The 13711-nt window shown below is 62.8% G+C and carries 12 protein-coding genes; 10 read left to right on the top strand and 2 right to left on the bottom strand.

The genetic code is table 11. The annotated features are described in order from the left end of the window. Positions 1-81 precede the first annotated feature (81 nt). The 8 genes from GYK42_RS07235 to GYK42_RS07200 are packed head-to-tail and all read left to right on the top strand — an operon-like array spanning position 82 to position 9026. Entirely contained in the window at positions 82-1893 is a 1812-nt protein-coding gene (locus GYK42_RS07235; RefSeq protein WP_166446954.1) for a methyl-accepting chemotaxis protein, read from the top strand. Positions 1894-1897: 4 nt separating this feature from the next. Then, entirely contained in the window at positions 1898-2356 is a 459-nt protein-coding gene (locus GYK42_RS07230; RefSeq protein ID WP_166446953.1) for a chemotaxis protein CheW, read from the top strand. Beyond that, the gene (locus GYK42_RS07225) at positions 2353-3591 is read left to right on the top strand and encodes a CheR family methyltransferase (RefSeq protein ID WP_166446952.1); all 1239 of its coding nucleotides are present in this window, start codon (positions 2353-2355) and stop codon (positions 3589-3591) included. Before GYK42_RS07230 ends, GYK42_RS07225 begins: the two co-directional genes overlap by 4 nt. Positions 3592-3600: 9 nt before the next feature. After that, positions 3601-4287 carry a chemotaxis protein CheW gene (locus GYK42_RS07220; RefSeq protein WP_166446951.1) on the top strand — a complete coding sequence of 229 codons (687 nt, stop codon included), beginning with the start codon at positions 3601-3603 and terminating at the stop codon, positions 4285-4287. Continuing rightward, positions 4284-6587 carry a hybrid sensor histidine kinase/response regulator gene (locus GYK42_RS07215; RefSeq protein ID WP_166446950.1) on the top strand — a complete coding sequence of 768 codons (2304 nt, stop codon included), beginning with the start codon at positions 4284-4286 and terminating at the stop codon, positions 6585-6587. The genes GYK42_RS07220 and GYK42_RS07215 overlap by 4 nt, the downstream gene beginning before the upstream one ends. A 10-nt stretch (positions 6588-6597) precedes the next feature. Then, complete coding sequence (locus GYK42_RS07210) at positions 6598-7650, top strand: chemotaxis response regulator protein-glutamate methylesterase (RefSeq protein WP_166446949.1); 1053 nt, start codon at positions 6598-6600, stop codon at positions 7648-7650. A 10-nt stretch (positions 7651-7660) separates the two neighbouring features. Further along, entirely contained in the window at positions 7661-8686 is a 1026-nt protein-coding gene (locus GYK42_RS07205; RefSeq protein ID WP_046682273.1) for a diguanylate cyclase, read from the top strand. Between the two features lie 25 nt (positions 8687-8711). Next, positions 8712-9026, top strand: coding sequence for a pyrimidine/purine nucleoside phosphorylase (locus GYK42_RS07200; RefSeq protein WP_166446948.1), 315 nt, complete (start codon positions 8712-8714; stop codon positions 9024-9026). Here GYK42_RS07200 and murB read toward each other — a convergent pair whose 3' ends face one another. Further along, entirely contained in the window at positions 9027-10055 is a 1029-nt protein-coding gene (gene murB, locus GYK42_RS07195; protein WP_092717717.1) for a UDP-N-acetylmuramate dehydrogenase, read from the bottom strand. 182 nt (positions 10056-10237) lie between these two features. Here murB and GYK42_RS07190 point away from each other — a divergent pair, with 182 nt between their 5' ends. Together GYK42_RS07190 and GYK42_RS07185 are read left to right on the top strand one after the other, a co-directional pair. Beyond that, positions 10238-10723: a YajQ family cyclic di-GMP-binding protein gene (locus tag GYK42_RS07190; RefSeq protein ID WP_034759416.1), complete on the top strand. Its 486-nt coding sequence runs from the start codon at positions 10238-10240 to the stop codon at positions 10721-10723. Positions 10724-10906: 183 nt separating this feature from the next. After that, the gene (locus GYK42_RS07185) at positions 10907-12172 is read left to right on the top strand and encodes a nitronate monooxygenase (protein WP_166446947.1); all 1266 of its coding nucleotides are present in this window, start codon (positions 10907-10909) and stop codon (positions 12170-12172) included. 54 nt (positions 12173-12226) lie between these two features. On the opposite strand, the gene GYK42_RS07180 is transcribed toward GYK42_RS07185, so the two are convergent. Beyond that, a complete protein-coding gene (locus GYK42_RS07180; protein ID WP_346768078.1) occupies positions 12227-13525 on the bottom strand; it encodes a leucine-rich repeat-containing protein kinase family protein in 1299 nt (432 codons plus the stop codon). Positions 13526-13711 lie beyond the last annotated feature (186 nt).

Here is a 13711-nt window from a genome sequence, read left to right as displayed (position 1 = left end):
CGGATCGCCCCCATTTTGCTGTCCCCGTGGCAAAATGCTACAGTGCAATTGTGCTGACCTTCCCGCTTCCGGAGCCCTCCCATGTTCAAAGACCTGAGTATCAAGAATAAACTGTACCTGGGCTTCGGCTCCATCGTGGCCATCATCCTGATCTTGCTGGGCGTCGCTTACAACAGCTTTTCGCGCCTGTCGGAAGCCAATGCATGGGACCGCCATACGATGGAAGTGCTGGTCGAGATCGACAGGATCCACAATTCCATCCTGCAAATCCAGGTGGAAGCGCGCGGTTTCATTCTCACTGGCAATGAAACGTCGCTGACGCCGGAGTCGAATGAAATGGACGTGCTGAGCCAGCATACGCAAAAAGCCATCGCCATGACGGTCGACAACAAGGTGCAGTCGGAACGCTTCCGCAAGATCGATGCGCTGACCACCACCTGGGTCAAGGAATGGATCACCCCCCTGATCGAGAAGCGCCGGGCGCTGGGCAATGCCCCGGGCGCCACGGAATCGGTGGCGCGCACCATGCCGCCGGGCGGCTACCCCGCCGTCGCGCAAGCAAACAAGCTGCTCGATGAAGTGGCCGCCGAAGAAACCCGCTTGCTGGCCGAACGCACCGCCACCACGGCAAAATTGCAGGAAACCATGCTGCTGACCCTGGCCCTGGGCGGCCTGCTGTGCGTGGTGCTGGCGCTGGGCATTTCCTACCTGCTGGGCCGTTCCATCCTCGGCCCGCTGAACAGCCTGACGGATGCCGTCGGGCGCATCGCCGGCGGCGAGCAAAGCGCGCGCGCCGCGATCCTCTCGCGCGACGAGCTGGGCAAGGTGACGGAAGAATTCAACCGCATGGCGCAAACCATCCAGGACAATCAGGCCAATGAACTGGCCGCCACGAATACCCTGCGCGCCAAGGTCGATTCGCTGCTGGAAGTGGTGTCGAAAGCCGCCTCGGGCGACCTGACGGGCAAGGTCGGCATCACGGGCAGCGACGCCATCGGCCAGCTGGGCAACGGCCTGGCGAAGATGTTCGAAAACCTGCGCAGCCTGCTCAACAATGTGCAAAAGGCCGGCATTCAGGTGACGACGTCCGCCACGGAAATCGCGGCATCGGCGCGCCAGCAGGAAGCCACGGGCATCGAGCAGGCGCAAACGAGCGTGGAAATTCTCAGCACCACCAAGGAAATCTCGGCCAACACGAGCCAGTTGCTGAAAACCATGGAAGACGCCACCGCCGTGGCCGACTACACGACGAATGCGACGGCCGAAGCGCAAAACAACCTCAAGCGCATGGATTCGACCATGCAGCACATGGTCTCGGCCACCGATTCCATCAACGCCAAGCTGGCGGCCCTGTCGGAAAAAGCCAGCAATATCAATAGCGTGCTGATCACCATCACCAAGGTGGCCGACCAGACCAACATCCTGTCGCTGAACGCCGCCATCGAGGCGGAAAAAGCGGGCGAGGCGGGCCGCGGCTTCTCCGTGGTGGCGACGGAAATCCGCCGCCTGGCCGACCAGACTTCCGTGTCCACCTGGGATATCGAGCAAATGCTCAAGGAAATGCAGTCGGCCGTGTCCGCCAGCGTGATGGGCATGGATAAATTCTCGGAGGAAATTCGCCGCAGCGTGGGCGAGGTGCGGCAAGTGGCGGAACAATTGTCGTCCGTGATGGACCAGGTGCAGAAACTCACGCCGCAATTCGATGCCGTGCTGCAAGGCATGCAATCGCAAGCGATCGGCGCCTCGCAGATTTCCGACACCATGATGCAGCTCAACGACGCCACCCAGCAAACGGTGGAATCGTTGAAGGCCACCAGCGAAGCCGTACACCAGCTGCAATATGCGGCGGGCGATCTGCAGTCGAGCGTGTCGACCTTCGCCGTCACCATCTGATCCCATGAAAGTGCTGCTCTTTCACATCGGACGCGACCGTTATGGCCTGCCCCTGGCCGGCATCGTGCGCGTCTTGCCGCTGCTGGAGCTGAAACAGTTGCCGCTCACGCAAGACTACATGGCCGGCCTGATGGACTTGCATGGCACGCCCGTGCCCGTGATCGACCTGTCGCGCCTGGCCGGGCTGCCGGCCGCCGCCGCGCAGTTCGACACGCGTATCGTCGTCGTCGACTACCGCGCGCCTGGCGGCGAGACGGTGCACGCGCTGGGCCTGCTGGCCTCGCAGGTGCGCGGCATCGCCGACATCGACCCGCTGCGGCTTGAAGACAGCGGCGTGGCGACAGCGCCCTTCCTGGGCCAGGTGGCCAGCGACGCCGACGGCATCGTGCAGCTGGTGGAACTGGAACACCTGCTGCCGCCGGACGTGCGCGCGCTGCTGTTCCAAGACGCGAGCGCGGCATGACGGCGCAGGCCCTGCTGCGCCGCGCGACCGGCCTGTCCGTCTCCAAATCCGTGGCCGAGCGGGCCGTCGGCCAGCGCATGGAGCAAACGGGTTTTGCCGATAGCGAAGCCTACCTGCAGGCGCTCACTCCGGCCGAAATGACGCAATTGATCGAGCTGGTGGTGGTGCCCGAATCGTGGCTGTTCCGCGATCCGCAGGCGTTCTACGCCACCGTCGAACTGGTGCAGGAGCGCTGGGCCCGGGGGCGCGCCACGCGCATCCTGTCGATTCCCTGCGCGGGCGGCGAGGAACCGTATTCGATGGCCATGGCGCTGCGCGACGGCGGCGTGCCGAAACAGGCGTTCAGCATCGACGCCTACGACCTGAGCCCCGGCTGCATTGAGCGGGCGCAGGCAGGCGTGTATGGCCGCAACGCCTTCCGTGCGCAGGACGTGGCCTTCCGCGAGCGCTATTTCACGCACGTGGCCGACGATTCCTACCGCATCATCGACTCCTTGCGCGAACAGGTGACCTTCCGGCAGGGCAATTTGCTGCAGTTTGACACGGCCACCTACAGCCGCCATTACGACGTCATCTTTTGCCGCAACCTGCTGATCTACTTTGACAAGCCGACCACGCGCGCGGCCATCCATAACCTGTCCGCCCTGCTGGCCGACGACGGCATGCTGCTGGCCGGCTATGCGGAAGTGCCGTCGTTCTGCCAGAACGGTTTTACGACGCTGCAGTTCCGCCAGGCTTTCGCCCTGAAGAAGGAAACGGCGGCGCCGGCCAGCCCCGAGCAGGTGGCGCCGCTGCCGGCCTTGCGCACCTTGCGCAGCGTACCGCCCGCGCCAAGGCGCACGGCTGTGTCCCCTCCCTCTCCGGCTGTGCCGCGCACGCGGCCCGTGTCCGTACCGCCGCCCGCGCAAACTGCGCAGGCCGATTTGCTGGCCGAGGCGCGCCTGCTGGCCGACCGCGGCCAGTTGCGCGAAGCTGGCGAAAAATGCCACGCCCACCTGGCGAAAGTGCCCGAGGCGGCGGAAGCATATTTCATGCTGGGCATTATCAATGAACTGGCCGGCAAGATGGACCTGGCCGACGACTACTGGCGCCGCTGCATCTATCTGCAACCCGACCATTACGAGGCACTGTGCCATCTGGCCCTGCTGGCCGAACGCAATGGCAACCACACGGCCGCCGCGACCCTGAAGGCGCGCGCGGCACGCATCTACGAGCGCCGCCAGGCGTCCAACTAAGGGGCAAGCATGACAAACCTCATCGCCACCGAGTCCCCCGCCACCATGGACGACTGCTGGAACCATATCGGCGTGGTCGGCGACCAGAGCTGCCCCAAGCTGCCAGCCAACGTACATTGCCGCAACTGCGACGTGTATGCGGGCGCCGCCCAGCGCAACCTGCAGCGGCCCGTGGACGAACACTACCGGCGCGACTGGGCCAGCCACTTCCGCCAGATCGATGCGGGCGGCGAACTGCGCGACAGTTCCGCGCTGGTGTTTCGCATCGGCCGCGAATGGCTGGCGCTGCCCACGCGCGTATTCGACTCCGTGGCGCCGCAGGCCAAGCCGCACGCGCTGCCGCACCGCGGCGGGGGCGGCCTGGCGGGCATCGTCAATATCGGCGGAAAGCTGTATCCGTGCATGTCGCTGGCCAGTTTGCTGGGCATCGACGAACAGGGCGCGCCGCCAGCCAAGGGCCGCCACACGTTTGCGCGCCTGCTGCTGATGCGCTGGGAAGAGCAGGCCTACGCCCTGCCTGTGGCCGACCTGCACGGCATCGTGCGCTACGCGTCGGGCGCCGTGCAGGCGCCGGCGGCCACCATCAACAAGGGCCTGTCGCGCTTTCTGTCGGGCGTGATCACCGAGGGCGACATGCGCATCGGCTGCCTCGACACGGCGCTGATCGGCTTTCAACTTGCGAGACTATTACGATGAGCCAGGACCAGCACGGCGACCTGAGTGCCTTTTCCATGCTGGACCTGTTCCGCATGGAAGCGGACAGCCAGACCCAGATTCTCACCGACGGCTTGCTGGCCATGGAACGCCATGCGGGCGACGCGGCCGCCGTCGAGGCGATGATGCGCGCGGCGCACTCGATCAAGGGCGCCGCCGCCATCGTCGGCCTGCAAGTGGTGGTGCAGCTGGCGCACGGCATGGAAGACAGCTTTGTCGCCGCCCAGCACGGCAGATTGAAACTCACGCCGGAGCGGGTCGACGTGCTGCTGTCGGGCGTCGACCTGATCGTGCAGCTGTCGCGCCTGGACGACGCGGGCGCCGAAGCGTGGCTGGCCGCCAATGCGACGCAGATCGACCAGACCCTGAATGCCATTGCCGGTATCGCCGACCTGCCCGAATTGCCGGCCCTGCCCCCGGCGCCCGTGCCTGCGCCGGCCCCGGTGCGGGAAGCGGCCGAGCCGCAAGTTCCCGTGGCCAGCGGCCTGGCGGGGGATGAACCGGAAGCGGCCGCTCCCGCGCCGCGTACAGCGACCAGTACAGGTGCGCCAGCCAAGGCCCAGGCGCAAAACTTCGACAAACTGCTGTCACTGGCCAGTGAATCGCGCATCAATGCGCACCAGATGCACCCGTTCGTCGGCGCCCTGCAGCGCTTCAAGCGCAACCAGAGCAGCCTGTTTTCCGCCATCGAGCACCTGCACGAAGCCATTGCCCGCTCGGCCGACCCGGGCCTGATGGAAAAGTCCTTGCTGGCGCTGCAAAAGACGCAGCCCCTGAAGCAGTTCATGCTCGAACATATCGCCGACATCGAAACCTATGAACGGCGCCTGCTGGCCGTCTCGCAAGGCATGGTCGACGAAGTGCTGGCCCTGCGCATGCGTCCTTTCCGCGACGGCATCCACGCATTCCCGCGCATGGTGCGCGACCTGGCGCGCAGCCTGGGCAAGGAAGTGCAGCTGGAGATCGACGGCGAAGACACCCTGGTCGACCGCGACATCCTGGCGAAGATCGAAAGCCCGCTGAACCACATGCTCAGAAACGCCATCGACCACGGCATGGAAGGCCCGTACGAGCGCATCGACGCGGGCAAGGAAGCGCTGGGCACGATACGCATGGAAGCGCGCCACCGCGCCGGCATGCTGAGCATCGAGATCAGCGACGACGGACGCGGCGTCGACCTGGAAAAAATCCGCCAGTCCGTCATCGAGCGCAAGATGGCCAGCCCCGCCATGGCCGCTTCGCTGTCGCCGGGCGAGCTGCTGGAATTCCTGTTCCTGCCCGCCTTCAGCCTGAAGGCGACGGCCAATCAATTGTCCGGACGCGGCGTGGGCCTCGACATCGTGCATGAGACGATACGCCAGCAAAACGGCACCGTGCGTCTGGAGTCGGAACCGGGCCGCGGTTTCCGCGCCCTGATCACCCTGCCGCTGACGCAATCGATCGTGCGCGCGCTGGTGGTCGATGTGCACGGCGAAGCCTACGCCATCCCCATCGTCAAGGTGGAAAGCGTGGTGCGCGTGCCGCAGGCGGCCATCCATACCCTGGAAAACAAGCAGTTCTTCGAACTCAAGGGCGAGCATCTGGGCCTGGTGTCGGCGGCGCAGGTGCTGGAGCTGGGCGAGGCGGCCAACCAGGCCGACGATTTGCCCGTGGTGGTGATCGGGCGCGGCAAGCAAAGCTATGCGCTGGTGGTCGACGCCATCCGCGGCGAGCAAAGCCTGGCCGTGCAAGCCATCGACCCGATCTTCGGCAAGATGCGAGACATTTCCGCCGCCGCCCTGCTCGACGACGGTGAGCCGGTGCTGATCCTCGACGTGCCCGACTTGCTGCTGTCGATCGACAAGCTGCTGCACGAGGGCGGCCTGCACCAGCTGGCGCAGGCGGGCCACGCGCAGCAGCGCCGCGCCAAGCGCATCCTCGTCGTCGACGATTCGCTGACGGTGCGCGAGATGGAGCGCAAGCTGCTGCTGGCACGCGGCTTCGACGTCGACGTGGCCATCGACGGCATCGACGGCTGGAACGTCGTGCGCAGCGGAGAATATGACCTGGTGATCACCGACGTGGACATGCCGCGCATGGATGGCATCGAGCTCGTTTCGCTGATCAAGAAGGACCTGCACCTGCACAAGCTGCCGGTGATGATCGTGTCGTACAAGGACCGTCCGGAAGACCGCGCGCGCGGCCTGTCCGCCGGCGCCGACTATTATTTGACCAAAGGCAGCTTCCACGACGAGACCTTGCTCGACGCGGTGGCCGACCTGATAGGAGATGCCCGCTTATGAGCTGTCATTCATGAAGATTGCCATTGCCAACGATGTCGCCATGGCCGCCGAGGCCCTGCGCCGGGTGGTCGCCAGTACGCAGGAACACCAGGTGCTGTGGATCGCCCGCACGGGACTCGAAGCCGTGCGCATGTGCGAGGGCAACCGTCCCGACCTGATCCTGATGGACCTGAACATGCCGGAGATGGATGGCGTGGAGGCGACGCGCCTGATCATGGAGCAAAGCCCGTGCGCCATCCTGGTCGTCACGGGCCGCCCGCAAGACAATGTCAACCAGGTCTTCCGCGCCTTGGGCGCCGGCGCGCTCGACGTCACGGCCACGCCCGTGCTGCAGGGGGAAGTGGGCGGCGACAGCGAGCTGCTGGCCAAGATCAAGACCATCGGCAAGCTGATACGCCACAGCGCCGAACCACCGCCGCCGCGCCAGGCGCCAGCCAATGGCGGCGATCGGGGCGACGGCCAGGTCAGCACCCTGGTGGCCATCGGCGCCTCGACGGGCGGGCCGTCGGCCGTGGCCAAGGTGTTGTCAGGCTGGACGGCGCCGCCCGGCTGCGCCATCGTCGTAGTGCAGCACATCGATGAAACCTTTGCCTCGCACTTCGCCAAATGGCTCGACGACCAGCTCAGCATGCCCGTGCGCGTGATCGCCGAAGGCGAGGAACTGGTGTCGGGCACGGTACTGATCGCCAAGACCAACGATCACCTGCTGCTAGATCAAAATTATCGTTTGGGTTACGATGCAGCACCACGCGACTATGTTTACCGCCCGTCCGTCGATGTCTTTTTCAATTGCGTGGCACAGCACTGGCGCGGCGACGCCATCGGTGTATTGCTCACAGGTATGGGGCGCGACGGTGGCGATGGCTTGCTGGCCATGCGCCGCGCGGGCAAGACGACGATTGCGCAAGACCAGGCCAGCAGTGCCGTGTACGGCATGCCGCGCGCGGCAGCCGAACTCGATGCGGCGCAGCAAATCCTGCCATTGGATAGAATAGGCGCCAGCCTGCGCAGCCGCCTGGGCGCCAAGCTCAACAATGGGTGGGAGCCCTCCCCTAACATCTGAAAAGAATGCAATGCCAGAATTCTCCTCCAGCTTCACCCAGCATGAGCCCGCATTGACCGAATTCAAGGTCAGCGTGCTGCTGGTGGACGACCAGTTGATCATTGCCGAGGCAGTCCGGCGCATGCTCAGCGACCAGCAGGATATCGAATTTCATTACGTGACCGACGCCACGCAGGCGCTGGACACGGCACTGCGTTTGCAACCTACCGTCATCCTGCAAGACCTCGTGATGCCGGGCATCGACGGCTTCGCCTTGATCAAGCTGTACCGCGAAAACGAGGCGCTCGCGCATGTGCCCGTCATCGTGATGTCGGCCAAGGACGACCCGAAACTGAAGGCCCACAGCTTTGCCGTCGGCGCCAACGATTATGTGGTGAAACTGCCGGACCGCCTGGAACTTCTGGCGCGCATACGCTACCATTCCAGCGCGCACATCAGCCGATTGCAGCGCGACCAGGCTTTTCGTTTCCTGCGCGAAAGCCAAAAGAATCTGGCGGACGCGAATATTGAATTACAGAAACTGGCCGCCCTCGATGGCTTGACGGGCATCGCCAACCGCCGCCGCTTCGATGAAACCCTGCAATTCGAATGGCAGCGGGGCCAGCGCGACAAGACGCCGCTGAGCCTGCTGTTCTGCGATATCGACCATTTCAAGAGCTACAACGACCACTTTGGCCACCTGGCGGGCGACCTGGGCCTGAAAAAAGTCGCCGCAGTGCTGACGGAACATTTGAAACGCCCGGCCGACCTGGCCGCCCGTTACGGTGGCGAAGAGTTCGCCCTGATCCTGCCGGAAACGGAAGCGGCCGGCGCGCTGATGATCGCCGAAGCATGCCGGCGCCATCTGGAAGGCTTGCAAATCGAGAACCCGGCGGCAAGCAAGGGCATCGTCACCATCTCGATCGGCGTGGCCACCGTCGTACCGTCGCCGGAATCGACGATCGAGCAACTGATCAACCGCGCCGACCAGGCCCTGTACGCGGCCAAGCGCGGCGGACGCAACAGCGTGCTGAGCGCCAATGACGTCCGCGACTGATTTTTAACAGCAAGGAAAGTGAAGCATGAGCACACAACTGGACAATGTCAGCGTCGTCAAGAAGTCGAATATTTACTTTGACGGCAAATGCGTCTCGCACAACGTCATCCTGGCCGATGGCACGAAGAAAAGCGTCGGTGTGATTTTCGCGTCATCGTTGCGCTTCAACACGGGCGCGCCGGAAATCATGGAAATCGTCGGCGGCTTGTGCAAGGTACGCCTGGCTGACGCGACAGAATGGAACAGCTATGGCGCGGGCACGCAATTCAGTATCCCGGGCAATAGCTATTTTGACATTGAAACTACTGAAACTGTCGACTACGTCTGCCACTTCGGTTGATTAGACGAACACAGGCTCGGGCGACAGGCGCACGCCATATTTCGCCTCTACATCATCCTGTATCGCTTCCGCCAGCCGGGTAATGTCCGCGCCACGAGCGCCGCCATTATTCACCAGAACCAGCGCCTGCTTGGGATACACTCCCGCGGGCCCCAGGTTTTTCCCCTTCCAGCCACACTGATCGATCAACCAGCCGGCCGCCAGCTTTTCCGTGCCATCGGGCTGCGCATGGTGCACCAAGGCAGGAAAACGTTCCAGCAAGGCAGCACACTGTTCGCGCGACACCACGGGATTCTTGAAGAAACTGCCCGCATTGCCGATCACGGCCGGGTCCGGCAATTTGCGCCGGCGGATCGCCATCACCGTGTCGGCCACCTGTTGCGGCGTCGGCTCGGCAAGATTGCGCTCGGCCACGGCCTGCGCCAGTTCCGCATAGCGCAAGTTCGGCTGCCATTCGGCCGGCAAGGCAAACGTCACTTCCAGCACGATCAGTTCGCGCCCGTCCGCCTGCTTGAAGATGCTGTCGCGGTAGGCGAAGCGGCAAGCATCGCGATCCATGTCGAAGACGATGCCGCTGGCGCTGTGCATGACGCTCACGCTATGCAGATAATCCTTGATTTCCACGCCATACGCGCCGATATTCTGGATAGGCGCCGCACCTACCGTGCCGGGGATCAATGACAGGTTTTCCAGTCCGCCCACGCCTTGCGCCAGGGTCCACTGCACGAAATCGTGCCAGTTTTCGCCGGCCGCGGCCGTGACGAGTATGGTTTCGAAGTCCGCCTGTGCCAGGCGCATGCCGCGCGTGGCCATGTGCAGCACGGCGCCGGGAAAGTCGCCCGTGAGCACGATGTTGCTGCCGCCGCCCAGTATCAGGCGCGGCATGGCGGACAAGGCGGGATCTTGCAGCGCCGCATGCAATTCGGCCTGCGAAGTGATGCGTACGTAGGCGGCCGCGTTGGCCGTAATGCCGAAGGTATTCAGGCGCTGGAGGGAGTAATTGTGTTCGATGGTGAGCTCTGCAGACATGGGATAGCGATTATTTTGCTCGATTATAGAGTGAAACCGACAAAAAACCAGCGCAAGACAAGGGCAGGCCGTCCGTTGTCCGTTAAAATGTCGCATCTTTAACGCGGCTGTGCCATTTTGCAAAGAATGCGCGCGCCCGGCGCGCCAGCAGCGCGCTCGCTCTAACACGAAAGGAACAGACCATGCCGTCATTTGATGTAGTCTCCGAAGCCGATATGATCGAAGTCAAGAATGCCGTCGAGCAATCCAACAAGGAAATCACGACGCGCTTCGACTTCAAGGGCAGCGACGCCCGCGTCGAACACAAGGAAAACGAGTTGACCGCGTTTGCGGACTCGGAATTCCAGCTCAGCCAAGTGCGCGACGTGCTGACCAACAAATTGACCAAACGCAAGGTCGATGTGCGCTTCCTCGACGAAGGCGACATCAAGAAGATCGGCGGCGACAAGGTCAAGCAGATCATCAAGATCAAGAACGGTATCGAATCGGATGATGCCAAGAAAATCGTGCGCGTCATCAAGGACAGCAAGATGAAAGTGCAAGCGAGCATCCAGGGCGAAGCCGTGCGTGTCACGGGCGCCAAGCGCGACGACCTGCAAGCGGCCATGGCCATGCTGCGCAAGGACGTACCCGACATGCCGCTGGAATTTAACAATTTCCGCGATTAATTTCGATCAAGCGCACGCTCCGGCCTGCGCTTGCACCGGCATGGCGGCAAGCTGCCTCGGAGCGCCTGCCCGCTTGGGGTAGAATTGAAGCTGCGCACAGCTACATGCGCCCGCGCGCCTGACCGGCGGCGGGCTTGACCGTACATCTGGCTCAGTGATAACCACGGTAGTCTAAGGATAGCAATGAAACGTGTTGATGATTTCCGCCTGCGATTTGGCAAAAAAGAATATGTGCCCATCATGATAGGCGGAATGGGTGTGGATATTTCCACGTCGGAGCTGGCCCTGGAAGCGGCCCGGCTGAACGGTATCGGCCATATCTCCGATGCCATGGTGGAAGACGTGTCGGATCGCCGTTTCGACACCACCTTCGTCAAAGACAAGACGAAACTGTACAAGTTCAACATCAATAACAGCGACAAGGCCGTGGTGCAGTTCGACCTGGGCCGCCTGGCGGAAGCGCAGCGCCTGCATATCGGCCGCACCATGGAAGCGAAAAAAGGCGATGGCTTGATCTTCGTCAATTGCATGGAAAAGCTGACCATGAACGGCCCGCGCGAAACCTTGCGCGTGCGCCTGAACGCGGCGCTGGACGCCGGCATCGACGGCATCACCCTGTCCGCCGGCTTGCACTTCGGCTCGTTTGCCCTGATGGCCGACCATCCGCGTTTCCGCGATGCCAAGCTGGGCATCATCGTCTCGTCCGTGCGCGCCCTGCAGATTTTCCTGCGCAAGAACGCCAAACTGGACCGTTTGCCCGACTTCATCATCGTCGAGGGACCATTGGCCGGCGGCCACCTGGGTTTCGGCATGGACTGGGCCAATTACGACCTGCACACGATCACGGCGGAACTGCTGGCCTACCTGAAGGCCGAACAGCTGGACATCCCGCTGATCGCCGCTGGCGGCATTTTCACGGGCAGCGATGCCGTCTCCTTCCTGGAAGCGGGCGCGGCCGGCGTGCAAGTGGCGACGCGCTTTACCGTCACCAATGAATGCGGCTTGCCAAACAAGGTCAAGCAGGAATACTACAAGGCTTCGGAAGAAGACATCATCGTCAATGGCGTCTCGCCGACGGGCTACCCGATGCGCATGCTGAAGAACACGCCTGCCATCGGCGCCGGCATCCGTCCAGGCTGCGAATCGTATGGCTACCTGCTCGACGCGACGGGCAACTGCGCGTACATCAACTCGTACAACCGCGAAGTGGCAGCCCATCCGGAACAAAAAACCGTCGTCGTGATGGACAAGACTTGCCTGTGCACGCACATGCGCAACTTCAACTGCTGGACCTGCGGCCATTACACGTATCGCCTGAAGGACACCACGCACAAGCTGGAGAATGGCGAATACCAGATCCTGACGGCCGAACACGTCTTCAAGGATTACCAGTTCAGCGTCGACAACCAGATTGCCCTGCCGGAAAAAGAAATCCTGGTAGCAAGCTGAATCTTGTCAGCCTGACATAAAAATGGCGCAGCCTGCGAAGGTTGCGCCATTTTTTTATGCGGGGAGCATATCCCGCAATGTCCGTTCGATCGCGTCGAATTTGGGCCGCCGTAATACTTCTTCCTGCAGGCAAGCGTCCATCATGGCCTCCAAGGCGGGCAAGGACGTCGCGCAGTGCGCGATCAACTCGCCCAGCAGCACGCCAAAAGCGCGCGCCTCTATGCCCTGCAGCAAGTCCCCTTGCGGCGAGCCGGGCGCAAACATGGAAGCGGCGCCAAAGTCGCCCAGCAGGCAGGCGCCGGCGTCCGCATGCAGGATGTTGTGCGCATACAGGTCGCCGTGCACGATGCCGTGCGCATGCAGCTGGCAGACGGCCGAGGCAATGCCATGGGCAATGGCCAGCGCTTGCTGTGCGTCAAAGCGTGCGCCATCGGCATACACGTCGCGCGTGCACGATGCCAGGCTCGGCTGCCCTGCCAGGTTGCGGAAAGCAGCGTCGATGAGCGGCATGACGAGCCCCAGCGCCCCTTGCGGATGCGCATCGAGCGTCCCGAGGATGGGAATCAGACCCGGATGGGCACCGGCGCCGACACAGGCAGCCATCTCGCTGCGCGGCAAGCCGTCGCTGGTCATGGCCCCCTTGAATACTTTGACGGCAACCTCATCGACGCCATCGAGGCGGGCACGGTAAATCACGCCCGACGCGCCCTCCCCCAGCTGCTGCGCCAGTTCCAGGCGTTGCCATGCCACGCCCGCCACAGCTGTACCGGCCAGAGCGGCCAGCTCACGCGCTTCCGTGCAGGGATTACCCGCATACGCGAGCCAGCTCAGGCGTGGCAAGGACAGCAGGCAGTCGGGCAACGCCGTAAAACGGTTGGCGGCAATGCGTACCAATTCCAGTTGGCGGCAGTCGGCAAGAGTAGCGGGCAAGTGGCTCAGGCAATTACCTGCCAGCATGAGTTTCTGCAATTGCGTGCACTTGCCCAGCTCATCCGGCATGGACTCGATGACATTATCGGTCAGGGTCAGCCAGCGCAGCCTGGGCGGCAAGGCTGCAGCCGGCACGTGGCGGATCCGGTTCGCCTTGAAACCGATCATTTCCAGCGCAAGACAGGAACCGAGCACGTCAGGCAAAGACGTGAACAGATTATCCGAGCAAAAAATGATGCGCAGCTTGTGCAGGCGCGGCAAATCGTCGGGCAGCGTAGAGAGCGCATTGCCGGACAGGTCGAGGATTTCCAGGCTGTCGGCCAGGTCGAAGATTTCGCGGGGGAATACCGTCAAGCCACAGGACAGCTTCAGGCGGCGCAGACCGGCCAGTTGGCCGGTGCGTAATTGTTCCAGTGTATGCACAGCAGACAAGATATCCCTTTCAAGGTAGCACGCGCTCGATGCCATGCATAAAATCATTGGACGTAAAAAAACCCCAACCGGATCACCGGAAGGGGTTTTTTCGAATAACAAGCCTGACGATAACCTACTTTCACACTGGTTGCAGCACTATCATCGGCGCAAAGTTGTTTCACGGTCCTGTTCGGG

The sequence above is a fragment of the Janthinobacterium lividum genome, assembly GCF_011601275.1.
GTDB classification, from domain to species: domain Bacteria; phylum Pseudomonadota; class Gammaproteobacteria; order Burkholderiales; family Burkholderiaceae_D; genus Janthinobacterium; species Janthinobacterium lividum_E.
The sequence above is the reverse complement of the archived record's forward strand: the minus strand, read 5'-3'. Positions and strand labels throughout refer to the sequence as shown.

What these genes read in the sequence shown, in the direction of transcription:
- GYK42_RS07235 (WP_166446954.1), top strand. Translation starts at nt 82, where the DNA reads ATGTTCAAAGACCTGAGTATCAAGAATAAACTGTACCTGGGCTTCGGC.
- GYK42_RS07230 (WP_166446953.1), top strand. Translation starts at nt 1,898, where the DNA reads ATGAAAGTGCTGCTCTTTCACATCGGACGCGACCGTTATGGCCTGCCC.
- GYK42_RS07225 (WP_166446952.1), top strand. Translation starts at nt 2,353, where the DNA reads ATGACGGCGCAGGCCCTGCTGCGCCGCGCGACCGGCCTGTCCGTCTCC.
- GYK42_RS07220 (WP_166446951.1), top strand. Translation starts at nt 3,601, where the DNA reads ATGACAAACCTCATCGCCACCGAGTCCCCCGCCACCATGGACGACTGC.
- GYK42_RS07215 (WP_166446950.1), top strand. Translation starts at nt 4,284, where the DNA reads ATGAGCCAGGACCAGCACGGCGACCTGAGTGCCTTTTCCATGCTGGAC.
- GYK42_RS07210 (WP_166446949.1), top strand. Translation starts at nt 6,598, where the DNA reads ATGAAGATTGCCATTGCCAACGATGTCGCCATGGCCGCCGAGGCCCTG.
- GYK42_RS07205 (WP_046682273.1), top strand. Translation starts at nt 7,661, where the DNA reads ATGCCAGAATTCTCCTCCAGCTTCACCCAGCATGAGCCCGCATTGACC.
- GYK42_RS07200 (WP_166446948.1), top strand. Translation starts at nt 8,712, where the DNA reads ATGAGCACACAACTGGACAATGTCAGCGTCGTCAAGAAGTCGAATATT.
- murB (WP_092717717.1), bottom strand. Translation starts at nt 10,055, where the DNA reads ATGTCTGCAGAGCTCACCATCGAACACAATTACTCCCTCCAGCGCCTG.
- GYK42_RS07190 (WP_034759416.1), top strand. Translation starts at nt 10,238, where the DNA reads ATGCCGTCATTTGATGTAGTCTCCGAAGCCGATATGATCGAAGTCAAG.
- GYK42_RS07185 (WP_166446947.1), top strand. Translation starts at nt 10,907, where the DNA reads ATGAAACGTGTTGATGATTTCCGCCTGCGATTTGGCAAAAAAGAATAT.